The 26,122-nt window shown below is 55.4% G+C and carries 27 protein-coding genes; 14 read left to right on the forward strand and 13 right to left on the reverse strand.

Annotation, left to right across the window (positions count from 1 at the left end; all coding sequences use genetic code 11):
* Positions 1–168: 168 nt before the first annotated feature.
* Complete coding sequence (locus Q1B13_RS24480; protein WP_299085254.1) at positions 169–336, forward strand: hypothetical protein; 168 nt, start codon at positions 169–171, stop codon at positions 334–336.
* Positions 337–1,066: 730 nt separating this feature from the next.
* Here the strand turns inward: Q1B13_RS24480 and Q1B13_RS24485 are convergent.
* From Q1B13_RS24485 to Q1B13_RS24495, 3 genes are all read right to left on the reverse strand, one after another.
* Positions 1,067–1,603: an AAA family ATPase gene (locus tag Q1B13_RS24485; protein ID WP_299085255.1), complete on the reverse strand. Its 537-nt coding sequence runs from the start codon at positions 1,601–1,603 to the stop codon at positions 1,067–1,069.
* A gap of 332 nt (positions 1,604–1,935) precedes the next feature.
* The gene (locus Q1B13_RS24490) at positions 1,936–2,448 is read right to left on the reverse strand and encodes a recombinase family protein (protein ID WP_366871132.1); all 513 of its coding nucleotides are present in this window, start codon (positions 2,446–2,448) and stop codon (positions 1,936–1,938) included.
* Between the two features lie 79 nt (positions 2,449–2,527).
* Positions 2,528–5,416, reverse strand: coding sequence for a Tn3 family transposase (locus Q1B13_RS24495; RefSeq protein ID WP_299085258.1), 2,889 nt, complete (start codon positions 5,414–5,416; stop codon positions 2,528–2,530).
* A 94-nt stretch (positions 5,417–5,510) separates the two neighbouring features.
* Between Q1B13_RS24495 and Q1B13_RS24500 the strand changes: the two genes are divergently transcribed.
* Together Q1B13_RS24500 and Q1B13_RS24505 are read left to right on the forward strand one after the other, a co-directional pair.
* A complete protein-coding gene (locus Q1B13_RS24500; protein WP_298937192.1) occupies positions 5,511–6,116 on the forward strand; it encodes a recombinase family protein in 606 nt (201 codons plus the stop codon).
* Positions 6,117–6,368: 252 nt separating this feature from the next.
* Positions 6,369–6,530, forward strand: a complete 162-nt coding sequence (locus Q1B13_RS24505; protein WP_298937657.1) for a hypothetical protein — start codon at positions 6,369–6,371, stop codon at positions 6,528–6,530.
* Here the strand turns inward: Q1B13_RS24505 and Q1B13_RS24510 are convergent.
* The 4 genes from Q1B13_RS24510 to Q1B13_RS24525 all read right to left on the reverse strand — a co-directional run bounded on the left by Q1B13_RS24510 (position 6,508) and on the right by Q1B13_RS24525 (position 9,786).
* A complete protein-coding gene (locus Q1B13_RS24510; RefSeq protein WP_299085261.1) occupies positions 6,508–7,494 on the reverse strand; it encodes a putative sulfate exporter family transporter in 987 nt (328 codons plus the stop codon). The genes Q1B13_RS24505 and Q1B13_RS24510 overlap by 23 nt on opposite strands.
* A gap of 11 nt (positions 7,495–7,505) precedes the next feature.
* Complete coding sequence (locus Q1B13_RS24515) at positions 7,506–8,543, reverse strand: phenylacetaldoxime dehydratase family protein (protein ID WP_298937655.1); 1,038 nt, start codon at positions 8,541–8,543, stop codon at positions 7,506–7,508.
* Positions 8,544–8,570: 27 nt separating this feature from the next.
* On the reverse strand, positions 8,571–9,191 hold the full coding sequence (locus Q1B13_RS24520; protein WP_298937654.1) for a glutathione binding-like protein: 621 nt from the start codon (positions 9,189–9,191) through the stop codon (positions 8,571–8,573).
* Between the two features lie 61 nt (positions 9,192–9,252).
* The gene (locus Q1B13_RS24525) at positions 9,253–9,786 is read right to left on the reverse strand and encodes a DUF1097 domain-containing protein (RefSeq protein WP_298937653.1); all 534 of its coding nucleotides are present in this window, start codon (positions 9,784–9,786) and stop codon (positions 9,253–9,255) included.
* Positions 9,787–10,043: 257 nt separating this feature from the next.
* Between Q1B13_RS24525 and Q1B13_RS24530 the strand changes: the two genes are divergently transcribed.
* The 9 genes from Q1B13_RS24530 to Q1B13_RS24570 all read left to right on the forward strand — a co-directional run bounded on the left by Q1B13_RS24530 (position 10,044) and on the right by Q1B13_RS24570 (position 18,134).
* On the forward strand, positions 10,044–10,859 hold the full coding sequence (locus tag Q1B13_RS24530) for an IclR family transcriptional regulator (RefSeq protein WP_298937652.1): 816 nt from the start codon (positions 10,044–10,046) through the stop codon (positions 10,857–10,859).
* 75 nt (positions 10,860–10,934) lie between these two features.
* A complete protein-coding gene (locus Q1B13_RS24535) occupies positions 10,935–12,095 on the forward strand; it encodes a CoA transferase (RefSeq protein ID WP_298937651.1) in 1,161 nt (386 codons plus the stop codon).
* Positions 12,092–12,841, forward strand: coding sequence for an enoyl-CoA hydratase/isomerase family protein (locus tag Q1B13_RS24540; protein ID WP_298937650.1), 750 nt, complete (start codon positions 12,092–12,094; stop codon positions 12,839–12,841). The genes Q1B13_RS24535 and Q1B13_RS24540 overlap by 4 nt, the downstream gene beginning before the upstream one ends.
* Positions 12,841–13,173 (forward strand): SH3-like domain-containing protein, encoded by a 333-nt coding sequence (locus Q1B13_RS24545; protein WP_298937649.1) that lies wholly within the window; start codon positions 12,841–12,843, stop codon positions 13,171–13,173. Before Q1B13_RS24540 ends, Q1B13_RS24545 begins: the two co-directional genes overlap by 1 nt.
* Entirely contained in the window at positions 13,166–13,453 is a 288-nt protein-coding gene (locus Q1B13_RS24550) for an SH3-like domain-containing protein (protein ID WP_298937648.1), read from the forward strand. Before Q1B13_RS24545 ends, Q1B13_RS24550 begins: the two co-directional genes overlap by 8 nt.
* Positions 13,453–14,091 carry a nitrile hydratase subunit alpha gene (locus Q1B13_RS24555; RefSeq protein ID WP_366140953.1) on the forward strand — a complete coding sequence of 213 codons (639 nt, stop codon included), beginning with the start codon at positions 13,453–13,455 and terminating at the stop codon, positions 14,089–14,091. Before Q1B13_RS24550 ends, Q1B13_RS24555 begins: the two co-directional genes overlap by 1 nt.
* Positions 14,092–14,093: 2 nt before the next feature.
* Complete coding sequence (locus Q1B13_RS24560; RefSeq protein ID WP_298937646.1) at positions 14,094–15,539, forward strand: amidase; 1,446 nt, start codon at positions 14,094–14,096, stop codon at positions 15,537–15,539.
* A 134-nt stretch (positions 15,540–15,673) separates the two neighbouring features.
* Entirely contained in the window at positions 15,674–17,338 is a 1,665-nt protein-coding gene (locus tag Q1B13_RS24565) for a hypothetical protein (RefSeq protein WP_298937645.1), read from the forward strand.
* A 61-nt stretch (positions 17,339–17,399) separates the two neighbouring features.
* The gene (locus Q1B13_RS24570) at positions 17,400–18,134 is read left to right on the forward strand and encodes a DUF2182 domain-containing protein (protein ID WP_298937644.1); all 735 of its coding nucleotides are present in this window, start codon (positions 17,400–17,402) and stop codon (positions 18,132–18,134) included.
* A gap of 106 nt (positions 18,135–18,240) precedes the next feature.
* Here the strand turns inward: Q1B13_RS24570 and Q1B13_RS24575 are convergent, their stop codons facing one another.
* Genes Q1B13_RS24575 through Q1B13_RS24595 form a run of 5 tightly spaced genes read right to left on the reverse strand, consistent with a single transcriptional unit; the run spans position 18,241 to position 21,881 of the window.
* Positions 18,241–18,810, reverse strand: a complete 570-nt coding sequence (locus Q1B13_RS24575; protein ID WP_298937643.1) for a TetR/AcrR family transcriptional regulator — start codon at positions 18,808–18,810, stop codon at positions 18,241–18,243.
* A gap of 3 nt (positions 18,811–18,813) precedes the next feature.
* Positions 18,814–19,872 (reverse strand): FAD-dependent oxidoreductase, encoded by a 1,059-nt coding sequence (locus tag Q1B13_RS24580; protein ID WP_298937642.1) that lies wholly within the window; start codon positions 19,870–19,872, stop codon positions 18,814–18,816.
* A gap of 3 nt (positions 19,873–19,875) precedes the next feature.
* Entirely contained in the window at positions 19,876–20,559 is a 684-nt protein-coding gene (locus Q1B13_RS24585) for an SDR family NAD(P)-dependent oxidoreductase (protein WP_298937641.1), read from the reverse strand.
* Entirely contained in the window at positions 20,556–21,227 is a 672-nt protein-coding gene (locus tag Q1B13_RS24590; RefSeq protein WP_298937640.1) for a cupin domain-containing protein, read from the reverse strand. The genes Q1B13_RS24585 and Q1B13_RS24590 overlap by 4 nt, the downstream gene beginning before the upstream one ends.
* A gap of 33 nt (positions 21,228–21,260) precedes the next feature.
* Positions 21,261–21,881 (reverse strand): glutathione S-transferase, encoded by a 621-nt coding sequence (locus tag Q1B13_RS24595; protein ID WP_298937639.1) that lies wholly within the window; start codon positions 21,879–21,881, stop codon positions 21,261–21,263.
* Between the two features lie 732 nt (positions 21,882–22,613).
* Between Q1B13_RS24595 and Q1B13_RS24600 the strand changes: the two genes are divergently transcribed.
* Positions 22,614–23,246 carry a tyrosine-type recombinase/integrase gene (locus Q1B13_RS24600; RefSeq protein ID WP_299085278.1) on the forward strand — a complete coding sequence of 211 codons (633 nt, stop codon included), beginning with the start codon at positions 22,614–22,616 and terminating at the stop codon, positions 23,244–23,246.
* 230 nt (positions 23,247–23,476) lie between these two features.
* Here Q1B13_RS24600 and Q1B13_RS24605 read toward each other — a convergent pair whose 3' ends face one another.
* On the reverse strand, positions 23,477–24,391 hold the full coding sequence (locus Q1B13_RS24605) for a LysR family transcriptional regulator (RefSeq protein WP_298937638.1): 915 nt from the start codon (positions 24,389–24,391) through the stop codon (positions 23,477–23,479).
* A gap of 115 nt (positions 24,392–24,506) precedes the next feature.
* On the opposite strand from Q1B13_RS24605, the gene Q1B13_RS24610 reads away from it, so the two are divergent.
* Positions 24,507–26,090 carry a sulfatase gene (locus Q1B13_RS24610; protein WP_298937637.1) on the forward strand — a complete coding sequence of 528 codons (1,584 nt, stop codon included), beginning with the start codon at positions 24,507–24,509 and terminating at the stop codon, positions 26,088–26,090.
* Positions 26,091–26,122 lie beyond the last annotated feature (32 nt).

Raw genomic sequence — 26,122 nt, forward strand, 5'->3', positions numbered from 1 at the left:
GGCGTGTAAGTGTTTGAAATATATAGGTACAAAACTCCTTACCGTACTATTCTGCCCTCAGCCGTAAACGACCCCAACAAAACTTTGCTCTTGATTGTTAGTGCACCGCCACTGCATGATTCCCAACATCAAAACCAAGACAGTAACGACTAAAGCGAGGAGTCTGTCTTGGAAGAGATCATCAAACTCATAAGTGACGCTCATGTAAACCTTTGGGGTATGTCAGGTGATGGCCTTGGCGCAGTTCTCCTGACTGTCATTGCGGTGTCGGCTGTATTTAGCCCGTGGATACGTTCTCTGGATGTGGTGGGCTGGGTCAAAGCATGGCGCAAGTAAACTAGAGACTTTGTTGCAACCAAGTAGAAATGTCACTTTTGGCTTGAGAATAGTTTACAATAAGGAGCGGCGGAGGATGCACTTTCAGGCCCGCTGGCATCTTCATAGAAAGCCTATCTACGTCTTGGATCGTATTGGTCGTTGCTACCACCTCCGGCCACTTCAAAGAGTGATTGGACGAAGTGATAACCAAACAATCGTTAGGTATGAGGGGGCGGTCAGCAAGCTGTATCCGGAAGAGCAATTGGTGAGATTTTATTGGCGGAAAGTCGGTTTATTCGGGAGAGGGACCAATAGGTCAGATGCACCACGATTCTTGATTGATGGAAGGGAGGTGGTTGAGTCACAACTCAACCGCCCTTTCGTGAAGCATTGGGAAAAATCGCTCGGGGCGTACAGTTGACAGTAGGGAGTTCCATTCGGTGAAGTGGAAAAAGCTAGACCAACCTGGAAGTGATGACTGGTAACTCTTTCTTGCTGATCTCGAGAAAAAATGGGTTCAAATTCACCAAACACGCTCGATACTTTGTTGATGAGAATCTTGACGACGGCACGACAGCCTCTCTGAGGCAGCTAAAGATCAACGCCTTCGATGTTTGGGAAGAAGGTCTGGTCAGGGCTCGTTTTACCAACTCGGGCTTGTCGTAGCGAAGGTCGGTTGTGAGCCAAATGGGAGAACGTTGCGCTCTGCGCGAAGGTCTGCAAACGCAATGTTGCTCCAGTTTAAGCCTCAGCGAGATCGAAGATCGAAATGTCTACAAATTCTGTCCGCTATGTCACGCGGCGAAACACCTTCGGTGCTGAGCCTTAGGCAATTCTGTCTTGGAATCGGTGTACAAATCGTGTCGTTGATAAATTGCTTCAGGTCCAATTCACTTGAGATTTTTCGACGTTCTTTCCTATCCGGGTTTGTAACCCTACGCCGCATCTCTTCTTCGGAGCACTGAAGATATACCGGCAGGATCTTCGCGTTGAAGCGGCTCAGAACCTCCTCGTATGCTTCAAGCGTCTCTCGATCTTCTGGGTCCGAGTAGCAGGAGGTCATTATGACCAGAGGCACGTTCTGTTGCGCCACTGTTTCAAGAACCAAGAGCCGAGCGCGTTTTACGAGCTCCCAAAACCCATCCTGTTCAAAGCTCAAAACAGATCGTGCGAGGTCTATCGCAACGTGATTGTCGAACAGACGTGCACCAGTAGTCTCGACTAGTTGCGATGCAACTGTCAGTTTCCCGACCGCCGGAGGCCCATGAAGGTAGATCAGCTGCATTTGCCATTCACCTGTATCAGAAGCCTTTCTGAGACAAACTCTACAACACAAATAGGCAACAAACCGAATCCTCGAAAGCAGACTTTGGCGCAGTTGCGGTGGATCGCAGCTAAGTCCGCTCTCTCGCCTTTCCAATCTGGGAAATCCAACGTCCGGTTTCTGCGGACCACGACGTGCTGCGCTAGCAAAATCACTCGTGCTAGCGGAGGTCCGGAAAGGGCTCTTTTGACCAGTAGTCCCTGCGATCCGCAGTGAACGACGGCACCGAGCCCAACTTTTCAAAATTCGGCAGCGCAGCTGGGGTCTGCTCCGGCTCAGTGCAGAATGACACCTTAAGCTCCAAGCACGCGTCTGCCGTACTCACGTAGATTGCCGTTGGGATCGACGTATCGGTAGAGGGTGACGGGTTTTATGCCAAGCTCTTCACAAAGTTCGGAGACGGAAGTGTCCCTGTTTGCCATAGCTGCCTGAGCCATTCGAACTTGGGCTTTAGTGAGAGCGAACTTTCGACCACCTTTACGACCACGTGCACGGGCGGCTTGAAGCCCAGCCATTGTACGTTCCCGGATCAGTTCACTTTCGAACTCGGCCAATGCGGCGAAAATCCCAAATGACAGACGGCCAGCGGCGGTCGTCGTGTCGATCTGCGCCCCCAGGCCTGTGAGCACCTTCAGCCCGACGCCTCGTTCGTACAGCGCGGTTGTCGTTTTCACCAGATGGTTCAGGCTGCGCCCCATCCGATCCAGTTTCCAGATCACCAGAACGTCGCCTTCACGCAGGGCTTTTAAACAGGCCTCCAGGCCGGGGCGTTGATCTTTCTTGCCTGAGGCCTGATCGGAATAGATCTGGTCGGAACCGACACCAGCGGCGACAAGTGGGGGTCGAGTCTGGCTGGGGGCGAAATCGTATCATAAGCACGGATTGTCATGGTTTTGGCCATCTGTATTCGCCGGTGAGCAAGATATGCGCCCATCCGAGCGGAGAAATGTGCGCCAACAGTCCAGGGGAACAATCCAATCCTTCTTGTGATCGTTGAACGACTGCCCTGCCAAGATGATCGGTGTTCCAATAGATAATGATGGCTGCTAGCAGGTTGAGACCCGCCAGTCTGTAGTGCTGTGCCTCGGTGGTTCGATCCCTGATCTCCCCCTGTCGGCCGATACGCAGCGCGTTTTTCAAGGCATGGTGTGCCTCGCCTTTGTTCAGGCCGATCTGTGCTCGACGCTGCATATCAACATCGAGCAACCAGTCGATAATGAACAGCGTTCGCTCAATCCGGCCAATCTCCCGAAGGGCAACCGCCAGATCGTGCTGGCGCGGAAAGGATGCGAATTTGCGCAGGAGCTGGCTTGGTGGCATATGACCGGCGGCCATCGTCGCAGCGCTCCGCAGGATATCAGGCCAGTTTTCGACAATGGTGTTTTCTCTGATTTTGCCACCGATCAGACCTTTGAGCTCGTTCGGCGCCGCTGCCGGATCGAAGACATACAGACGTTTTGATGGAAGATCGCGGATGCGCGGGATGAACCGGTAAGAGAGAAGCGAGGTTACAGCGAAGACGTGATCTGTGAACCCGCCTGTATCGGCATATTGCTCTCGGACTTTTCGTCCGGTTGGGTTCATCAGAAGGCCATCGAGAATATAGGGTGCTTCGCTGACAGTCGCGGGTATGTCCTGGGTGGCGAACGGCCCGAACTGATCCGAGACATGAGTGTAGGCTTTCAGGCCCGGATCACCGCCATATTTGGCATTGATCAAATTCATCGCCTCTCCCTGTCGGGTCGTCGGAAAGAACTGACCATCGCTTGAGGCAGTGGTGCCAGTGCCCCAGAACACCGCCATCGGCAGCGAGGATTGTGCCTCGATGACCATGACCAGAGCCTGATTGATCGCCTCACTTTCAATGTGCCAACGCGACAGGCGAGAAAGTTGGAAGTATTCATGTGTATTCGATGCCTCTGCCATCTTGCTCAGGCCGAGGTTCAAGCCTTCCGCGAGAAGCACATTCAGCAGGCCGATCTTGTCCTTACACGGCACGCCGGTTCTGAGATGCGTGAAGGCATCCGTGAACCCGGTGGCCTTGTCCACCTCCAGCATGATCTCAGTGATGCGAACATCAGGAAGACGCCGATACAGATCGAGCACAAGCTGATCGGCTTCGGCGGGAATATTTGAGGTTAGCCTGTCCAGCTTGAGAGACCCGTTCTCGATGGAGCCACCCGGAATGGCACCGCGCTTTGCAGCCTTTGCAAGATTTTCCAGGCCAATGGCAATGCGCGCCTTTCTGTCTTTCAGCCATTCGAAAGGCTCATAGGGAACGCTGAGACGGGCTGTATTGTGTACGGCAGCAAGAGGAACAAGCGCGTCCCTGACATCGGCGTAGCGACGTGAGTGCGGCAGCCAAATATCTCCGGATCGAAAGGCATCCCGCAAATGCGACAAAACCGCCACCTCCCACAGCCGAAAGTCGCCCGGCTCTTGCGCCTGTAGATGGCGATACCATTTCGAATTTCGCCGCAGAAAGCTGGTCGGTCGGAGGGTCTTGCTTCTTCCGTCGCCAACAATCTTTGCCGCGTTGAGCAATGGCTCACAGACCGGAGCCGATTTCATGTCGAGAAGTCTTATCATGCGTGGCGCATATCGTCTGAACCGATGAAACCCTTGAGAAACATGGGTTAACGGGTCAGCTGCCATGGTATCGGTCAATGCCTTGGCCGTTGCTACCAGGGTTTCCAACGCATTCCATCCCCCGATGGCTGTGACCGCATTATCAAGAGGAGCGTCATCCCCGTGCGCTTCGATCAGCGCTGAACCCAAATCTGAAAATCCTGCCAGTGTGGTCCGCAATGTGGACTTCGAGTTCGCGAAGCGGGCATCGCAGAGCTTGTTGGCCTCACGCCAGGTCTTTCCCACGATCCGGTCATGGGTTTCCACGATCGCATCCGCGATCGCAGCTTTCCACTCGACGGCACAAACTGCCAGGATGGCAAGCCGACGATCACTGGTAATGTCTTTCAGGCCGTCGGTGAAATAGCGCTCACCCTGGCGTCGAAGTCGCGTGACCCGATGAGGAGGAACTCCACTTAAGAGATCGGAAGGCAGTGACAGGCCCTGCAAGAACTCCAGCCGGTCCAGTAATCGGTTGACATCTGCGGAATTGTGGCCGACCCCGAATTGGCGCAACCAGATGAAGCGGCTCAGACGACCATCCACATCTTCTGTCAGCAAAGCGTCAAGCTGGTTGCGCAATTCGTCGCTGAGTTGGTTTACGATCCGACCCTCGATCCGTCGTTCGGCGGCGACAAGCGCATCGGCGCATGTACGTTCAATCGTTGTAATTGCCGGAAGGATTACTTGCGTTCGGCGGCACTCCTCCACAAACCTCCGGGCCAGGTCTTCATTGGATTGCGCCTGTTCTGCCTGTTTGTCCAACCAGCTATTGAGGCCGCGAGCGACACGCCCCGTGAACATTTTGTAGTCATAGATATTTCTAAGATCGATCAGATGCCGCCGTCGCGTCACGTCTGTTTCTGCGTATCCTGCGAGATCTTCGCCCGACAGTCCAAGCTGCGCGGCAACGAAGTCGGACATTTCCATCGGGATGGCTTCCCCTGCCTCCAACAACCGTCCAGGGTAGCGAAACGCACAAAGCTGGAGAGCAAAGCCGAGCTGGTTCCGCGCCAAACGCCGTTCCCTGATGTGCTCGATGTCGTCATCGGCCAGGGTGTAGTGCCGTAACAGCGACGCCTGATCTGTCGGAATATCAAAAAGGACTGAGCGAGCTCGATCAGTCAGAATTTGGCGTCTTGGCATTGAGAATTGTCCTTGTTAATCATATGTCTGTTTGAGACACATTCCGCACCAGCAAAATCAACGACTTGCAAGGCAAAAATCCGAGAGGGTTCAATTGGGACAGCGCGCCGCCATCTACGCTCGGGTTTCGACCTCGGACCAATCCTGCGAACGGCAGATTGCAGATCTGACCGCATTCGCAGAGCGCGGCGACTACGAGGTGGTGAACATCTTTAAGGAAACAGCATCAGGCACCAAAACCAATCGGGCAGCGCGCAACCAAATCATGAAGCTTGCTCAGGCCCGCCAAATCAACGCCATCCTTGTCACAGAACTATCCAGATGGGGTCGTTCAACGAAAGACTTGCTGGAAACGCTGGATCAATTGGCCGGTTGGGAGGTGTCCGTAGTGGCCATGAGCGGTATGACCTTCGAACTCAACACGCCGCATGGTCGGATGATGGCAACGATGTTGGCCGGAATCGCCCAGTTCGAGCGTGACCTGCTCAGCGAACGTGTCAAATCCGGCCTTGCCGCCGTCCGTGCGCGGGGTAAAAAGCTAGGCCGCCAGCCGGGACAACGCCCAAAATCTGACAAGCTCGCGCCGCAAGTTATCCAAGCCGTCGCCGATGGGCGGTCCTACCGCTGGATCGCCCGAGATCTCGGCATCTCAAAGAACACTGTGCTCGAAATTATGAAACGACATCGACAGTCATCGTAGTCCCGACGAGCCTCCGGACCACAACACCGGACATTCGCGCAGCAGGCAGCGAAACTTGGCAGTGTCGTCTTGCGACAATTTAGTACAGAGATCTGGTTAAACATGGCGGCTATGTGGACGAGGACGAAACCGCTCTCGCGGTATTGGCGCTTGTAGCGACTGGTGCGCGCTGATTTGGGCGGCTTGGATTTTGCGAACTGACGCGCCTGTCTGACGATTGGGACCTTCTCAATCTGATGACAGGAGGTTTCGATGTCAGATCAGTATGTACCCGCGCTGCGCCGCCGCTTTCTCGAAGACATGCGGATCAAGGGGCTGCGGCGCGGCGCGAAGATCGGCCATTCATGTGAAACGCAGCAAGGTTCGGCGATCCAGAACCCTTTGGACCTAATCAGCCTGCTGGCAGTCGCGTAAAATATAATACGGTGGTTCCTATAGCAAATAACAGTACCGTCTCAAGGCACACGATGATCAAGGCGGTCGGGCCGACGTTTGAAAGGCTCTTCAGTGAAGTCTTGATCCCGATCCCAACAATGCCAATGATCAGCAACCAGCTTGAAACCGTAGACAAGGTGCTTACCACAAGTGCTGGCAGCAATCCGGTACTGTTGATGATCATGGCAGCCGCAAATCCGTAGACGAACCATGGGACGCCCCTGCCTTTCCCGGCACTGACCTCTTTGCGATAAGCAAATGAGATCAGAACAATCACCGGCACAAGAAGCGACACGCGAAACAACTTGATCACGGTGGCTGTCGTGCCCGCTTCTTCCGAGATCGAAAATCCCGCACCAACGACCTGAGCCACGTCATGAATCGTGACACCAAGCAGTACACCAATTGTTTGATCATCAAACCCAATGGCCTGCCCTAGAATTGGGTAAATGATCATTGCCGCTGTCGACAGCGTTGTCACGGCTACGACGGTAAACGCGGTGTCGCGTTCTTTGGTTTCGGAATTTGGCAAGGCGGCAGATATCGCCAATGCGGCTGATGCACCGCAAATGCCAACGGATCCACCTGTCAGAATCCCAAATTTGACTTTGCGCCCTAACACGTGGGACAGGGCCACACCAACGAGAACCGTAAACACCACAGCGCCGACCACCAATAAGACGACGTCACCCCCCAATGATCTGATCTCGGCCACGGTGATCTTCAGGCCAAGCAATGCGACGCCGAGTTTCAGCAGATCAGATGCCGCGAATTGAACGCCAGGGAAGGCTTTTTCATCTTCGGCCAGAAAATGCAGGCTTAGCCCCAACAGCAATGCAAACAGCATGGTCGGTGCTGAATAGTGATCTGACAAAAAACGTGCGGCCGTTGCAACGATTGCACAAGTCAATACCCCCGGAAAAATCGGGGTCAAAGGTTTCATGTTCATGGTGTTCAGACGTGCACGATTTGGAAATAAGGCAGAAGACCCGTTTTAGGTTGGCAATTGAGATAGAGAAACTCGGCGGCCTCATTCAGCACGTAAATCTCGTGATACGTGCGCAGTTCAAGGTCTTCCTGATATTTCGCCCGCTCGGCAAGTGCGCGGGTATAAATCGCCAGATGCGTTGGGTGGTGCTCAGCCCAGTCTTCGAGATCCTTGAAGCTCAGGAAAAATCCCATGGAATAAGCTTCGGCGGCCTCGGATCCGGTTTCGTCCAGATAGGTCACTTGCCTTAGTGATGCACAGCCCGTTTCGGTCGGATTTTTGCGCAAAAAATCCATTCCAGCGTCAAGTTTTGGGGCAAGGTTTTTTCGATAGCTTTGCAGTTGTTCATTGCCGCAGGCCTCCCAAGACACGCCGGACCTGATCATGCAGAGGTTTTTTGGGAAGCGTGTGACGCGCAGGTTTTGACCAAATGTTTGTCGGTCCGGCACAGGTTCTAGCGACATATTTTCGGTCGGGCCCAATGTGTCATACGCAGAGGCCGCGAAACGGTCCCGCGCGGCCCCCCAGTAGGCACTTTCGTCCATCGGCTTGATCTTGGAATATGGGCAGGCCGAAAGGCCGCGAATGTATTCTTTGAATGCAATGGTCTCGCGATAGGGCGTCGGCACCGAAAAGGTTTCAAACCACAAACCGTAGTCCAACACAGTCGCATCGTGACTTGCCCACCACTGGTCAAACCCTGACCGCCAATGGCTGAATGTGTCTGGGGCCAGCCAATAGGCAACAACAAAGGTGTTGATATAGCCCTCGGGGTCGGTAAACCGGGCAAAATCGAAATGTGCAGGGCGATGTTCCCCGTCCAGTACCGCATGCGCCAACTCAATGAAGTCCTTTGCCCGGCCCGACGCAGATTGCTTGCCAAACACCGCCACGCGAACATCGCGCACGCTCTCCTCAAGTTCGGAAGAGTAGCGTTGCACCATGGGGGCGTGGCCTTTGGGTTTGCGCATGGGAAATTTACGCACGGAGGTCTCTAAGTTCATTAATTCATGTCCTGACTGTTGCAGAGTTTAGCGGGAAATTGTCTGCCAGATACCTTCTTTTTCCATCGCGGCACGGACACCAAGGTCCTGCTCCATCCGGTCATGGAATGCATTGAGGTTGGTGTAGTCTTTGTGATCGTCATCGAACTGCATGTAGGACCAACGGATCATCGGGAACAAAAGTGCATCTACGATAGATTTCTTGTCCCCCAGCATAAATGCGCGCCCCTCAAGATGCGCATTCAGAATTTCAAAATTGCGATAACATAGTGCCAGGGCCGCCTCGCGCGCTTTTTCATTATCCGCAATCGCGTAGCGGTCTGGCAGGAACAACAGATGAAACGGCGGATGCACATCGCTTGCAAGATACAGCAGCCAGCGGTCGGTTTGATAAGCCGTCTGGTGGTCTGTTGACGGCCCAAGTTCCGAGCTGGGATTGGATCGGACCAGGTGTTTCATAAGCGCCCCAACTTGGGTCAGGACCGTCCCGTCATCCATCTTCATGAAACCGACGGTTCCAGTGGCGTTGTGTTCATACAGGACATCATCAAAGAACTCGGCGGTGTGTAGGTCGTAGTCAAGGTTGAGCCAGTTCAGAACGATATGCGGCGCAAGGGAGCTGGCGTGCGGTTTGATGAAAAGTTGCATTTCGACGTTCCTTTGCTTGGCGGTTGCGCAGGCGTGAACCAATGCGCACCCGCGTCTGATGTCAGGCCGATTGCGTGTCTTCCGATTTGGCAAAAACCCCTGCCAGCGTTGCAGTTGCAACGGCGAACCCGACACCGATAGCCATCGACAGGCCAATATTCAAAATCGCATTCGTGTCGATTGATCCCGACAGCAATGCCGGTCCGCCAGCCTCGTTGAGAATGACAAATGCTGCAACGCAGGCCAGCGCATGCATCGTGATGGGCACTGCAGCCAGTATTGCGAACCGGCTGGTCAGAACGGCAATTCCGGCCGAAACGAACACAACCACTGCGGCCCAGACGGGCACTCCCAATATTCCGCCAACCGGCGTTCCGGTGATCAGATACATGGTTATGCCGCCCAAGGCGGTCCCGAACAGTGCCGCCGCCAAGGTGCTGCGAACATTGGAAATCTGGCCGCCAGAATGGAAGAAGGACGCCCAGGCCACGAAGGCCGCCCAAAGCGATAAACTGCCGCCGAATTGCATGAAGGAAAAGGTCGCAAGCGCTCCACAGATCGCCAAAGCCAAGGCCATAGAGTTGAGTTGTGTCATCGTTCGTCCCTCGGAAGGTTGTCAGGTGTTTCGTTTAAAATCATGTTTTCCATAATTCAGAAACGCTTTCTACAAATTGCTGAAACATGACTGCTTTGTCAAGGTTTTCCAAAAAAATGCGCCATTTTAAGATATTTACGTAGAGGTTCTTCAAATTCGCTTTCCATAAATTGGAATTAATTTCCGTATTGTAGAATTTCGCGTGTTGACAGCACCAACCTAGGCGATATCATGTTTGCAGATTGAAGGAGCGCATCTTGGATAAGGCCGTAGTAAAAGCATTCCGATTGCTGGAGATTCTCGCGCGCAGCAACACTCCAATGGGTGTGACGGCATTGTCCGAAGATGCCGGCCTTGGCAAAAGCAATGTGCACCGTCTTTTGCAAACAATGGCAGAGCTTGGGTATGTGGATGCCAAGGGCGGCGGCGACTATAGTGCCAGCCTGCGAATTTGGGAGCTTGGGAGTTTCGTTTTTGCACGGTTAAGCATCCGCGAAGTAGCTCGCCCAATGATGGAAGATCTGGCGCGCATCAGCCGCGAAACCGTCCACCTGTCGGAGCTTCACCATGGCGAAGTGCTCTACATCGACAAAATCGAAAGTTCCGAACCCGTACGCGCCTACACCCAGCTCGGCGGGCGCGCGCCTGCCTATTGCACCGCGACGGGCAAGGCGATGCTGGCCTTTGCCGGCGCGGATGAACGGGCTGCTTGCCTGACCGACGCGCAGGCTTTTACCTCCAAGACAATCAACGCCCCAGAACGGTTTGAGGATGAGGCAGACCGCATCCGCATCCAGAAATACGCGATCAATCGCGGCGAATGGCGTTCGGATGTGCTGGGCCTTGCCGCGCCAATTGTTGACGGAACTGGCAAGGTGATCGCAGCGATCGGAATTTCTGGCCCAGCCAGCAGGTTGGACCCGCAAGAGTTGGAAACCATGGCACCACGTGTCGTCGCACATGCAGAAAGTTTGTCGCGTGCGATGGGCTGCTCAGAACATTCATGGGCGACGCTAGGCACAGCGCTGCCCACGTCAAGAAGAGAACCAAACGACGAACACCCGTCGATCTGAAAATTTAGAAATCCAGTCTTGTCGCCGCTGAACTCTTGTCCAGCTGACAGGGAAGGTCTGTCAAAAGGACACAATATGCACCCGCTTCAAGGCATCAGAGTCATCGAATTTTGCGAAGTCGCAGCAGGCCCGTTTTGCGGCATGCTTTTGGCGGACATGGGGGCCGAGATCATAAAGGTGGAACGTGCCCAAGGCGATGCAATGCGCAGCTGGCCGCCGATTTCCGCTGGGTATTCCGAAAATTTCGCGTCGCTGAACCGCGGCAAGAAGTCGGTCGTCTTGGATCTGAAATCCGAAGAAGGCGTCGCCGCCGCACACGACTTGATCATGTCTGCGGACGCCGTGATTGAGAACTTTCGCCCCGGCGTGATGGACCGCAAGGGTCTTGGCTACGACGCGATGTCCCAGATCAAACCCGAACTGATCTATTGTTCCATCTCGGCCTTTGGGCAAAGCGGCCCGCGGTCGCGCGAAGGCGGGTTCGACCTGACGATGCAAGCCATGGCAGGCGTGATGTCCGTGACAGGCGAACCTGGCGGTGCACCCGTCAAATGCGGCGTTCCTCTGTGTGATTTCGTATCTGGGCTTTATGGAGCTTTCGGCGTTGTATCCGCGTTTCGCACAGCCAGTGAGACCGGCAAAGGTGCGCATCTGGATGTCGCCATGCTGGGCGCGACACTTGCAATTGGCGCGCTGCAAACCAGCGAGTATTTTGGCACTGGGCAAGATCCGCGTAAACTCGGCTCCGCTCATCCGCGCAATGCGCCCTATCAGGCGTTTCGGGCGGCGGATGGATATTTCGGTATGGCGGCAGGAAATAACAAGCTGTGGGCGTCGGTATGTGGCGTCGTCGACCGCGAAGATTTGGTCGCAGAGGACCGCTTTTCCAACCCCACGCAGCGCGCTGCAAACCAGACCGAGCTGCTCGAATTGCTGGAAACCGTGTTTGTCACGAAGCCGGTGCAACACTGGTTGGATGCTTTTGCCGCCGCAGGTGTGCCAAGCAGCCCGATCAACACCTACTCGCAAGCATTGGGCGATCCGCAAGTGGCCCACATGGGGTACGTGCAGGATTTGGCATTGCCCAATGGGGCGCAAACCAAAACCTTTGGCTCACCGATCTTGTTTGATGGCGCGCCAAACCCAATTGGAAGCGCGCCACCTGTTCTGGGTGCAAATACCGACGAGGTTCTCAGGGCCCTGCGCGAGGAAAAAACGGTTCGGGCCCCTGCATGATCCTGCCCGTCGTCACCGTTGAACAGGCAAAGGGCGTTTTGACCCTAACCCTGAACAGACCAAAAGCTGCCAACGCTTTGTCGCTGGACATGGCCGAGGCGATCCTTGCGGCCCTTGAAGCCTCGCGCGACGTGCAACTGGCGGTGATCAAAGGGGGCGGGCGCAATTATTGCGCAGGGTTTGACTTGTCTGATGTTGCTGCGGTGTCAGACGGGGATTTGCTGTGGCGCTTTGTTCGGATCGAAGCGATGCTTCAGGCTGTCCATCACGCACCATTCCCAACCCTTGCACTTGCTCAGGGCCACGCAATTGGCGCGGGTGCTGATCTCTTTACGGCGTGTTCACAGCGCGTCATGACCCCGGATGCGAAACTGCGCTTTCCAGGGTGGCATTTCGAGCTGGCATTGGGCTCGCGACGTTTGACACGTCTGGTTGGCCGCGATTTTGCGCAGGACATTTTGATCGATGCGCGTACCATATCCGCACAAGAGGCCGCACAAAGTGGACTGGCTAGCGCGATAGCGCCACAAGATAACTGGCCCGCGATGATAGACCAATTCATGAAGCGCACCGGTCAACTGCCTGCCTTCAGTGTCCAAGCAATGCGCGGCCTGACAACCTGTGACAGCCGTGCCGAAGACATGGCAGCCGTGGTCGCCACCGCAGGACGGCCGGGACTGAAAAAGCGCATCCTTGGTTATCAGGCTGCCGTTGCGTCCGAACGTGAAAAGAGGAGACAAGCGTAATGGTTGATAAATCCCTCACCGATTACCGGGGCGTTCATGATCTTGGCGGATTGCTGTGCGAACCCTTTGCCGCAGACGAACATGATTATGCCCCATGGGAAAAACGGGTACATGCGGTGCGCGAGCTACTGGCCACCAAAGGCCTGTTGCGCGTGGATGAGCTGCGCCGTGCGGTCGAAGGATTGGGTGCCGAGAAATACCAGCGCCTCACCTATTACGAACAATGGATTTGGGCCATGAGCCAGATCATGCTGGAACGCGGCCTGCTCACCGATGCCGAAATCGGTGCACGGGTCGAAGAGGTGCGCAAAAGGGTCGGCGCAGATGGATAGACCAAGGTATTCCCAGGGCGACCAGGTGCGCGTGCGCGATGCCTATCCAATTGGGCATTGCCGCACACCCTTCTACATTCGTGGACTGACCGGCAAGGTAGAGCGGTGCTGCGGGCATTTCGCCAATCCAGAGGAACTTGCCTATCGCCGAGACGGCAAACCCGAAATCCCGCTTTACCGCGTTCGGCTGCTGATGTCGTCGATGTGGCCCGACTATGCGGGTACCGGACAAGACACGCTTGAAGTTGAGGTATTTGAACACTGGCTGGAGGACCTTTGATGCACGACCACGCAGACCATCATCATCCACATCCCAATCAGCCTGACGAGGAAGATGGCCCCTTCACGGAATTCCGCTTTCTCGAGATTGCGCTGCGTGAACTGCTGATCGAAAAAAAAGTCATCTCGCAAGAAGAGCTACATCATACCTATGAGATCATGGACCGGCGCGGGCCACACAATGGCGCGCGAATGGTTGCCAAGGCATGGTGCGATCCTGATTATCTCTCCTTGATTCGCACGGACGCAACCGAGGCTGCCAAAGCCATCGGGCTGGAACCGACCTGGCTGAACCTCATTGCGCTGGAAAACACCCAAAATGTGCACAACGTCGTCGTGTGCACGCTATGTTCATGCTATCCATGGCCGCTTCTGGGACTTCCGCCTGATTGGTACAAAAGCCGCGCCTATCGCTCTGAGGTTGTGCGCAATCCGCGCAAGGTTCTAGCCGAGTTCGGGACTAAGTTACCCGACACGACAGAGGTTCGGGTGCACGATAGCAGCGCAGATATGCGCTATCTTGTGGTGCCACAAAGGCCCGCTGGCACAGACGGGTGGAGCGAGGAGAAACTCGCCGCGCTTGTCACGCGCGACAGCATGATTGGTGTTGTTCCAGCATCACCGGCACAAAAGTGCTAACCGTGAAAAATCCCGCCGATCTGTCCGCCATCGAAGCCCGCCGCAGCATCGGTGCCCGAGAGCTGTTGCCAAGCGATCTCGTCGATGCTTGCATCGCACGCATTGAGGCGCGAAACCCTGCCGTGAATGCCGTCATCACGACCGACTTTGAAGTCGCTCGTGCGACAGCCGCCGCCGCAGACGCCGCCCTGAATACCAGCACCGCCTTGCCCGCGCTGCACGGATTGCCCGTTCTGATCAAAGATCTGAGCCGCACGAAAGGCCTACGCACGACATTTGGCAGCCGTTGCTTTGCGGACCATGTGCCCGATCACGACGATATTGTTGTCGAACGGTTGCGCAGTGCCGGGGCCATCGTTTTAGGCAAGACTAACACACCTGAATTTGGCGCAGGTGCCAACACCTCGAACCTCGTGTTCGGCGCGACTGGTAATCCCTACGACCCTTCCGTCACCTCTGGCGGATCATCGGGTGGATCGGCGGCAGCACTTGCCAGCCACATGGTGCCACTGGCATCTGGCTCTGATCTGGGCGGTAGCCTTCGGATTCCGGCGTCATATTGCGGCGTCGTTGGCATGCGCCCCTCGCCGGGTGTTGTGGCGTCGCGCAGCCATGTGTCAGGCTTTTCGCCCCTCTGGACCGATGGACCAATGGCGCGCTCGGTCAAGGATCTTGCGCTTATGCTCTCGGCGATCTCTGGGTTTGACGTGCGCGATCCACTCTGCGCACCGGGCTTGGATTTCTCCTTCAATGAGCTTCACCAAATCGAAGACCTTGCCCTCGCACGGGTCGGCTTTTCGACTGATCTGGGCGTCGCAGACGTCGAAACCGATATCGCCGCGCTCTTTGCGGGACGTCGATCGGCGATCGGGCAACATTTCCGGTCCGCACAAGCTCTCGACATTGATTTGTCTGACGCAGCGGACATTTTCCGTGTCTTGCGTGCCGAAAGCCTTTACGCCGCCTATGGGGCATTAGCAGAAGCCCGACCCGATGAAATCGGGCAGAATGTGCGCGTGAATATACTTGAGGCAACATCGCTGAGCCTTGCTGATACGGCGCAGGCAGACGCTGGGCATACGAAACTATACCGCGATTTCCAGCAGCTTTTTCAGCACATCGACTACCTGATTTGCCCCGCCACGGCAGTTTCGCCGTTTCCTGTTGCGGACAATCACCCCGTGGCGATCAACGGCAAACCGCTGACAGAATATTACGCGTGGTACGCGATCACCTGGGCGCTTTCATTGACCGGTTGCCCGGTCATTACGCTGCCCTGTGGATTTGACGCCAAGGGCATGCCGTTCGGCATTCAAATTGTTGGTCCGCGCCACTCAGACGCGAAGTTGCTGCGAATCGCTCATAGTCTGGAACTGGCCCTTGCAGCGGATGGACTGGGTCGCGTGTCGCCAAAATTTGACGCAGAAGCCAGTGATACCCCCGAATGAACGGCAATTGTTCCGCGATACAGAATACGTACGTTTATATCAGAATAGTGGCCCGATTTTTCTTGCTATGAATCCCATGTCGCATAAATATGGAACGTAATTCTATTATATAGAAAATATATATGGAGGACGAAATGCTAGATTACGCCTATGACCTAGGGGCCTACAGCCGCCCGATCACGACCACCTCTGCCGACGCACAGACCTGGTTCGATCGAGGCTTGAACTGGATCTTTGGCTATCATCACGAAGAAGCCGCCGTTTGCTTTGAGCATGCCCTGAAGGCCGATCCAAATTGCGCCATGGCGCACTGGGGCCTCGCCTACATTATCGGACCAAACTACAACAAGCCGTGGGAGCTGTTCACACCCGAGCAAGTGCTTAAAACGCTAGCGCAGTCGCGCGCGGCCATCGCAAAGGCCAAGGCGGCGATGGAGGGCGCGTCGGATGTCGAAAAGGCGCTGATTTCGGCACTGGAATCCCGTTATCAATCCAATGAACCCGTGCCTGACCTCTACACGTGGTCCGCCGCTTACGCCAACCAGATGCGCAAGGTCTACGACCAATTCCCCGATGACCCCGATGTAACTACCCTATTTGCGGAATCCATGATGAACCGGACACCTTGGCAGATGTGGAATCCGCGCACGGGCGAGCCAAACCCGAACGGCGACACCTTGGAATGCCGCGCGGTGTTGGAAAGCGGGCTGGACAAGGTCGAAGCGCGCAGCCCCGCAAGACATCCGGGCCTTTTGCACCTCTACCTCCACCTAATGGAAATGTCGCCCGTCCCCGAAGTCGCCCTGCGCTACGCAGACGAGCTGCGCGAAATGGTCCCCTCCGCCGGGCATCTCGCGCATATGGCGACACATATCGATGTGTTGTGCGGCAACTATCAAGACGTGGTCACATGGAACCAAAAGGGTATCATCGCGGATGAAGCCTATTGGGAACATTCCGGCGCGATGAACTTCTACTCCATGTACCGCGTCCACAATTATCACTTCAAACTCTACGGCGCGATGTTCCTGGGGCAGTTCCGTCCGGCGATGGAAGCAGTCGAAGGGATGTTGAAAACCATTCCGGATGAGCTGATCCGCTCCGAAGACCCGCCCATGGCTGACTGGCTGGAAGGGTATATGTCGATCAAAACCCACGCCCTTGTCCGCTTTGGCCGCTGGCAGGAACTGATCGACGAACCGCTGCCGGAACATGCCAGTGACTACTCCATGACAACCACGCTGAACTGGTACGGCAAGGGCATTGCTCATGCCGCGCTCAAGCAGCACGGTAAAGCCGATGCCGCGCGCCAGAAGTTTGAAGAGGCCGCAGCGATAGTGCCTGAAACGCGCCATATCCACGTGGTGCAATGCACCCAAATTCTGGAAGTCGCGCGCGAGATGCTCAACGGAGAGATTGAGTACCATCGCGGCAATTACGACGTCGCCTTTGCCCGTCTGCGCAAAGCGGTCGAGCTGGAAGATGCGTTGCCCTACGACGAACCTTGGCCTTGGATGATGCCCAGCCGTCATCCGCTTGGCGCGCTGTTGTTGGAACAGGGGCATGTCGAAGAGGCTGCAGCAGCCTACGAGGCTGATCTGGGCATGAACGACACCTGCATCCGGTCCAATCGCCATCCTAATAATGTCTGGGCTTTGAAGGGGTTACACGATTGCTACATGGCGCTTGGCAAGGCGAAAGAGGCGGCAATGATCAAGCCTCAGCTGGACTTTGCGCTCAGCCGTGCTGATCGCGAAGTCTATTCGTCGTGTTTCTGCAGCGCAAAAAAGGCAGCATGAAAATGCTCTCCCTGACCGATGTGGTGGTTCAGCTGAACCGCCGCATCGTGGAGCATTTGAAGTGATCATATTCGCGCCCCATAAACGTGCACCTCTTACCCGTGTCAGCGCCTTGGGTGTCATGGTTATCCTCAGCGCTTGGGCCTTGCTGATTGTCGCGCAAAACAGCGCGCTATCCCCCTACATTCACCACGGTGATTGGACACAAGCGGGGCTGTTGGGAACAATCTGCGGGCTTGGCGCCGCAAATTTCGGCCAGTTCGCCGGACTGCTCACAGGATGGGTCGTCATGCTGTTTGCAATGATGGGCCCTGTCGCCTTCCGGAACCTTGCCCCTGCTGGCGATTTTTCGTACCGCGCGGCATTGGGATACCTGACGGTTTGGGTCTGTGCCGGTGTGCTTCTGCATGGGGTCGGGTACGGTGTGCAGGCCGCCGCCCGCCGCTCTGACTGGCTGATCTTCAATGGCTGGAGCATAGGTGCCGCCGTTCTCGCCCTTGCCGGCCTTCATCAATTTTCCGATTCCAAGCGCGACCCTTTGCCGATCTGCGCAATGTGCAATGTACAGCTGTCCACCGATCTTTTCACCTTGGGGCTGCGTCACGGGCTGAATTGTGTGCGGAGTTGCGGTTTGTTGATGTGTCTGATGTTTATTTTTTTTCCCGCAAATGTGCTGTGGATGGTGTTGATCACGGTCCTGATAGTCATGGATCGCAACAGCCCCCGCCTGCGTCGCGACATAGGAAGCGGTCTGATCTTCGCGGCAGGCTGCATAGTGGCGGTGAACTTGTCTTGATCCGCTGAGGCGACGAAAGAACGTTCTAGACTGCGCGTCAATGCGGATGTGGCGAAATGTTCTCTTTGGCAAGTGAAGAGAAGAACATGCGACGCTGTGTACGGGTTTATGCGCGTAAACGCGCCAACAAAAGTTTCATCGCTTCCTCAAACCGTTTTGGATCTTGCGCAACGCGGGCCGACAGTTGCGCGCCTTCCAGCAGGGGCAAAGTGGCCGCTGCTTCGGATACGGGATCAACGACGTTCGGGATCGTTCCGTCATCTTTACCGCGCGAAAATGTCTTGGCAAGCCAATCCATCATCATCGACCTGAAACGGTTCATTTCCGCAATCGTTTCCGTGGAAAGACTTTCTGTGCTGGTAGAAAACGACACACATAGGCAGAGGCTTTGTCCGCCCTCAAGCGCACCGTGATATCTGGCAACGAGTGCTGTTAAGCGCGTTGCACCGCTCATATGCTCTTGATCGATTTCGGCGCAGGCGGTTTCTAAATCGGTGTAGTAACGCTGCATCAGGGCGACGGCCAAAGCCGCCTTGCTGGCAAAGTGGTGATGAATGCTGGCCTTTGTGATCCCGACATCAGCGGCCAGATCAGCATAGCTGAACCCGTCAAAGCCGTGTTTGCGGGCCGCGCTTTCCGCTGAATTCAGCAATGCTGTCTTAGTGTCTGTCCGCATACCTTATCCAAGCCGTTCTGCGTTAAGGCCAACTAGAGCATTTTCGGTCGCCTCCAAAGCACCTTCAATATAGCCTCCAAATTCAGGCGCCACTTCTGTCCCTGAAAAGTGCAGCTTTCCGTTCCAAAGCTCAGTCATTGCAGGGGGCAGTCCGTATGTCGGATGGGCATGGAGCGGCGCTTTATCCGCCTCGGTCGAGGTGTAGCGATCAAAGGCCCAGTCTTTCAGAACGAGTTCTCTTGGTTCAGCGGCTTCGGGACCGAACAGTCGCCTCAATTGTGCATGGAGGTGGCTGCGAAGCACCTGTTCATCGGCACGGCCTTGGGGTGGAACACCAATGAAGCCAAAGAGCGCGTATGGTCCCCCCTCACGCGGTGACGCATCGTGAGTTTCAACCATAGGGCCTTTGCGGCTCATCGCGTCGCCCGACAGTCCCTGATCACGCCAAAATGGGGTGTCGTAAACTGCGACAGCTTTGGCTTGCCCTGCCATCCATGTCGCGATTCCGGTCATGGCGTGCGTTGTTTCGGCGGGCAATTCAGGTGAAAACTCAATCTCCGCCGCAATGCGTGGAGGCATGGCCAAGACAACTTGATTTGCCGAAACGCATTCGCCATTTGCCAGTGTGGCCGTGCATTGATCATCGGACATTTCCATCCTCACGACCGGAGCATCTAGCCGCCAGCGGTTATGCGGCAGACATTTCGCCAGTGCATCCGTCAACGCACCCAACCCGCCCTTGAGGCGCCACGACCCTTCCATTGATGAGAAGCCTTGGCCGCGTTGCACCTGGCCATGTTCATCCTCAAAGGTCAGCACGCCTTCGGCGAATTGGTCGAATTTCATCAGGCCGAGACGTTGGATCAACGCTGCAATGCGCGGCTGTCCCGGCCAAAACCAGGCTGGGCCCATATCGAAGTAACCCTCATCCAACTGGTGTGTCATGATCCGCCCACCAAACCGCGCGCGCGCCTCAAGCAGCACATAATCGCAGCCTTGCTGTTCGAGACGTTCCGCCAGCGCAAGGCCTGACAGGCCACCGCCGACAATCAGCGTTTTCATATGCTAGAACCCTTCGGATGCCGGACGTAGATCAAGCTCGTGCGTCCACGTGGATTTCGGCTGATGGGCGAGGGTCCAATAGGCCTCTGCGATGTCTTCGGGTTTCATCATCTTGGCGGGATCAAGGCTGTGCAGGTCGCGGGACCGGGCCGTGTCTATGATACCGTCCAGAATCGCGTGGCAGACATGGACGCCCATAGGGTGGTATTCGCGCGCAAGTGATTGCGTGAGGCCCCGCAAGGCGAATTTCGCGCTGGCAAAGGCTGAAAACCGTGCGCCGCCCCGCAAAGACGCCGTTGCGCCAGACACAATGAATGTCCCGCCGCCCGCGTGGACCATTGGCTGGAGTGTGGATTGGACAAGCAATACGGCCGATTGCACCATTGATCCCCATGTGCGTTGATAATCAGCAAGCCGTGTTTGCGCAAAGGGGGCGATCACCAGCTCTGCGGTGTTGTGGATCACGACCTTGGGCGGGCCATGCTTTGAGATGATCTGGGCTATAATTGCTGGCGCGGCATCCTCGTTGGTGAGGTCGACCTCGTGGAACTGGCCCGTCACCGTTTCAGGTCGCGTTCGCCCTAAACCAATTGGGGTAAAGCCACCGTCCGAAAATCGCGCCAAAAGGGATTGCCCCAGGCCAGCCCCCGCACCTGCCACGAGGACCAGGGGTTTACCTGCAGTCATCCGACGGCCGGTGGTTTTGCATGTGGCAAATGACCCGTCTTGATCCACAGCTTGGCCCCGTCAGGACCCGCCGTTGCAGACAGGCGCTCCCCTTCGGGCAACCGCAGCCAGGCCCCTTTACCAAGGGTCTCGCTGCCTTCTGTGACGGCCCCCGCGATCACCAACATTTCGATCCCGCCTGCATCGGTATTTTCCAGTGTCGAGCCTGCCTCAAGGCGGCTGTATGTCACCGTTTCGCGTGCATCGTGGTGCAGTTGGGCAGTGGCCACACCGTCCACAGGATCGCTGAGTTCTTCGGCCATGGTTTTGCGAAACTGATTGCGGTCCTCCATGTCGAACTGCCACAGCTTCACAAAGATCGTGCAGCCCGGCTCGGACCCCGGCGTATGCGCGGTTGTTGGGGGGTTGCGCACATATGTGCCTTCAGGAAAGTCGCCGTGTTCATCCTGAAACACTCCGTCCAGCACGATGAATTCTTCGCCGCCTGTGTGCGTATGTTCGGAAAACTTGCTGCCGGGCGCATAACGCACAATCGTCGTGGCGCGCGCAACCTCGCCGCCGATGCGGTCCAGCATACGACGATCCACGCCGGGCATGGGCGAGGCGTTCCACTCAAGCTGTTCCGAGTGAACAACCACACGAGCCCTGAAGTCTGCGTTCAATTCCATGCTGTGTCCTTTCGACCTGAGGGTTGCCACCATTTAGCCTGCGATGCTGGGCCGTGCCGAAATCTTTGCACGCCATGCGGTCAGGTTGGAAAGGGTTTCCGGAATGTCGACCTTGGCGAAATCCGCGAAGGCAAGACCCGCAAAGGCGGTGATGTCCGCGACCGAAAACTCCGAGCCTGCCAAGTATTCATTGTCGGCCAAAACTTCATCGAGATAGACCATTGCCTGACCGGCAACTTCCTTTTGTTTATTGCCCCATTCGGCGCATTGATCGGTCTCAAGGTTTGGGCCAAGCCCGGGTGTGGCATGGTGAAAATAGGTTCCCACCGCATTCAACAGACCGTTTTCCGCGCGCAGGTTCATCATCGCGATTTGAGCGCGTTGCTTGGGTGTCTCACCCGTCAGCGACGGACCTTCGAAGTGGCCGTCGATGTATTCTGTAATCGCGTTGCACTGAGAAATATGGGTTCCGTCCGCCAGCTCCAGGCAGGGTACAACAGCGTCGGGGTTTTTGGATTTGAAAGCATCGGTGCGATGCTCGCCACCCATCACGTCAACAGGTACAAATTCGACTTTGTTCGTCGCCCCTTTTTCAGCAAGTGCAATACGGACGCGTGCCGGATTTGGGAAGCCCTCGGTGTCATAGATTTTCATGTTCGTGTCTCCATTGCTTCGAATTACCTACTTACTAGTCGGTCGGCGACCTATGCAATGCAGAATAGTATGTTTGGGATCACGTAGTTGTTATCTGAATGCCCCAAGATATTCATCGACATGAAAGAGGTCATTAGACAAAGCCCACATTGATACCACCGCATCAAATGATCAGTTTGGAGTCCGCTAGTTCTGAAGTGATCGAACGGCCGGTTCCGCGAAATTCGCCGCATCGCAGAGAGCCCTGTGCCGTAACTGCGAAGGAATGCTGCATGAGCAGTAGCCGAACCTGCATAAGGCCGCTTCTTCCGCATCTTCCCAGTTCGTGCGAGGTGCTGAGAACGGCCATGTTTCGCGAACCGGCCGTTCGTGGCCTCTGCGGCGAAAGAGGAAAAGAGCCCAACCTGTTCCTCGGGTCTTTTCGCTGCGCGCGCTCGCAACGTAGAAAATGCCGCACATGTATGATTGCGTCCGCTGCTATGCGGCGGAGAAACCGGCCATTTATGCTCGTCGCAGCGAGAGCTTTAGCCCCAACTGACGAAACGCGGGACAATCCTGTGGTTGGATCAGAGGTCTCGGTAGTTGATTAGCTCTATGCCTAGTTCGTCAATGCACTTGAAGAGACAAAGCGTGTTAGTGTCTTCGAACAACGGCCATTCAACCCGATGCTATGCTCTTGGCGTCAGCGCGGTGCTGATGTCCGGGTTTGGAGGGAGGATTGGAGGGCATATTATGCCAAGAGTCCAACTTCCCGCAGTCACCCCAAAGCGTAAAGCCTGGAACAAGGGTCGGATCATCGGGCAGAAACGACCGCTGCTTCCCAAACAGGTCTGGGCAATCCGCGCGCGGCTCGAACTTGCAGGCTACCTTCGCGATCTAGCACTGTTCAACGTTGCAATTGATAGCAAGTTGCGAGGCTGCGATCTGGTCAAGCTCGCCGTGACCGACTTGGTCAAAGAGGGGCGCGTTCGCGAACGGGTTTCGGTGATCCAGAGCAAAACAAAGAAACCAGTCCAGTTTGAATTGACTGAAAACACAAGAGAGTCCGTCATTGCGTGGGTGCTATCTCCCGAAATGACCGGTTGCCGCTTCATGTTTCCGAGCCGCTCTCACGACCGTCCGCATATCTCAACGCGTCAATATGGTCGGCTTGTTCGTGATTGGGTGACAGCGATTGGATTGGAATCGAGCGGCTACGGTACTCATTCACTCCGTAGGACCAAAGCTGCAGAGATTTACCGCAAGACGGGCAACCTTCGCGCCGTGCAACTTTTGCTCGGCCACACGAAGGTCGATAGCACAGTGCGTTATCTCGGAGTCGAGCTTGAAGACGCTCTGAGTATTGCTGAGCGCATCAACATCTAAAGCATGTTGGCGGACGGTACCTGTCGTTCGCCAATTTCGGCCCGACTCACGATCAAATAGCGGCGAATACGAAGTGCGAGCCCATTGCGGAAGTATTCAAATGACGCCATGTGCGCACTCAGCGTGAAATTCTGCTGTGCTGACGCAAACTGGCGGTTGAATCGCAGAAGCCGGTGCAGACATTAAGTAGTTGGCTTTTTGGCATCAGTACTTGTTGACGTGACAGTGATCTATTGGTGGTTGTCGCGGGCATGATACCCAAAATTAAACCCGTCAAAGAACTCAAGAAGTGCTTCAATCACGCCGTACCCAAGTGCGCTTTTGCGGACGTGAATGCCCGCCTCTCGCTTGGGCACGCCTTGGGCGAACGGGCGAATTGTCAGGCCAGCAGCTTCGATCACAGAGGCAAGCTGCAATGGCGCTGACATCACGAAATTGCCCCGCTGCACTAACTGTAAACCTGTGCTGAAGGACGTCGTGCGCACGTCGATGATTGGCAGGTCCAAACCGCCTGGCACGCTGTATTCTTGGATAGACCGTTCTGTTTCCGGATCGATTGCAAAGATCACCCAATTGTAATCGTGCAGGGTGGCAGGGTCGATTTTTGACTCGGTTGCATGAGGGTCATCTGCTCGCAGAACAATCCCATGTTCGACCTGAGTGATGTATTTTACGTGGATCGTGTCGTCCAAATGGTCAGGTGTGATGACCCCCATATAGACGTCGATAATGCCTTCATTGAGCAGTTCGCTGGTGGGTAATTTGACGTCTGTTGATAGCTCTAGCCGAAGGTCAGGGAACTTTGTTTTCAGATGCTTGAACAACCCGGCCACACAGTTGAGGTGAAACACCGGCCCCGCGCCAACCCTGAGCACCGACATGCCAGCAGAGCCGATTGTCTCGACCTCTTCCACGCTGGCGCGATATTCAGCTTCTATGCGTTTGGCGCGCTCAAAGAATACCTGACCCGCCGCAGTCAACGTCATGCCGCGCCGGTGCCGTTCGAACAGGGCCGCACCCATGGAGTGTTCAAGGTTTGCAATTCGTTTGGTGACTGAGGGTTGCGTCAATCCAATCATCTCGGACGCCTCGGTCAAAGTCTTGGATCGCGCAACGGCCAGAAAGGCATCAAGATTTTTGTCCAATTAGCATTCCTTTTTTGAATGGCAGGTATCGACAATTCAATTTTACAGAATGACAATGGTTTATCAAGCTGTCTGGGAGGTCGGGGGAGTTTTTGGCTGATCTCGGGGGGAGCCTATGAAAACAGTCTTTGTTTTGTTCGATTCACTGAACCGTTTGGCCCTCGGAGCCTATGGCGGAACGGCGATTGCGACACCGAACTTTGACAGGTTTTCTCAGAAAGCGGTGACATTCGATAAGCACTATGTCGGCTCACTTCCGTGTATGCCTGCACGGCGCGACATGCACACAGGCCGCTTGAACTTTATGCACCGTCATTGGGGGCCGCTTGAACCCTTTGATGAATCTTTCGCGCGAACATTGAGTAAGGCAGGCGTTTATACGCACCTGATTTCGGATCACCTACACTATTTCGAAGAAGGCGGCTGGGGATACGCCACGGCCTATGACAGCTTCGACTATATTCGCGGGCAAGAATACGATGCGTTGAAGGCGCTCGTCGCCCCGCCGCTTGAGCGGTACAAAGAAAAATTCGACGCACGTCACTATCCGTTGGAAAAACTGCCCGAGACAGGGGCTGTGACCCGAGGCAATTCCGACAAGATGGCGTGGAAGAAATCCCGTGCCGCAATCAGCCGTGATTTTTTGAAGGAAGAGGCCGACTTCCCAACGGCCAAGTGCTTCACTTCGGCATTTGAGTTTCTGGATTTGAACGCTGAGGCTGACGACTGGTTTTTGCAACTTGAGTGTTTTGACCCGCACGAGCCCTTTGTTGCACCTGAGCGTTTTAAGGAAGCTTATGCGCAAGGCTACAACGGCAAAATTCTTGACTGGCCCATGTATGAAGAGGCCGCGAACTCGCCCGAGGAAATTGCTGAAATTCGCGGCAACTATGCAGCCTTGGTCGCCATGTGCGACGAATATTTCGGCAAGCTTCTGGACTATTTCGACGCAAACGACCTGTGGAAAGACACATCACTTGTGCTGACGACCGATCACGGTTTCTTGCTGTCAGAGCACGAGTGGTGGGGCAAAAACCGCACGCCATACTACGAAGAAATATCTCATATTCCCCTGATGATTTGGCATCCCGATCACGCAACGCAGGGTGGCGCGCGGCGCGAAAGCCTGACGCAAACACCCGACCTGATGCCTACTTTTCTGGCGCTGCACGGTTGCAGCATTCCTCCCAGCGTTACCGGCGCGTCTTTGCTCCCGCTTTTGGCCAAAGACGCGCCGGCACACGAAACGCTGGCGCTTGGAATGTTCGCAGGCCCGGTCTGCGTAACAGATGGGCGGTACAGCTATTTTCACTATCCCGACGATTTGTCCGGCGAAAACCTCAACATTTATACTCTGATGCCGACGCATATGCTCACGCATTTTGATATAGATGAGTTGAAGTCTGCCGAGTTGTCCGACCCATTTGATTTCACGAAGGGCGCGCCCCTTCTCAAGATCAGACTTGATCCCAAGAACAACCAACTGGGCAATGACGGCCAGACCTTAGGCGAGTGCGAAACTGCACTCTACGACCTTGAGGCGGACCCACGACAGGAAAACAAACTTGAAAGGCCCGACATCGTCGCAGGCTTTATCGACAGCATAACGCACCACTTCGCGCGGCACGACGCGCCACAAGAACTCTATGCCCACTTTGGGCTCAACACGTCGCCACCGAAGATAGAGGCGGCCTCATAATTCACTAAAGCATGAAGAAATCTAGGGAGGTT

Origin of the sequence: uncultured Ruegeria sp., from assembly GCF_947489545.1 — a bacterium.
GTDB lineage: Bacteria > Pseudomonadota > Alphaproteobacteria > Rhodobacterales > Rhodobacteraceae > Ruegeria.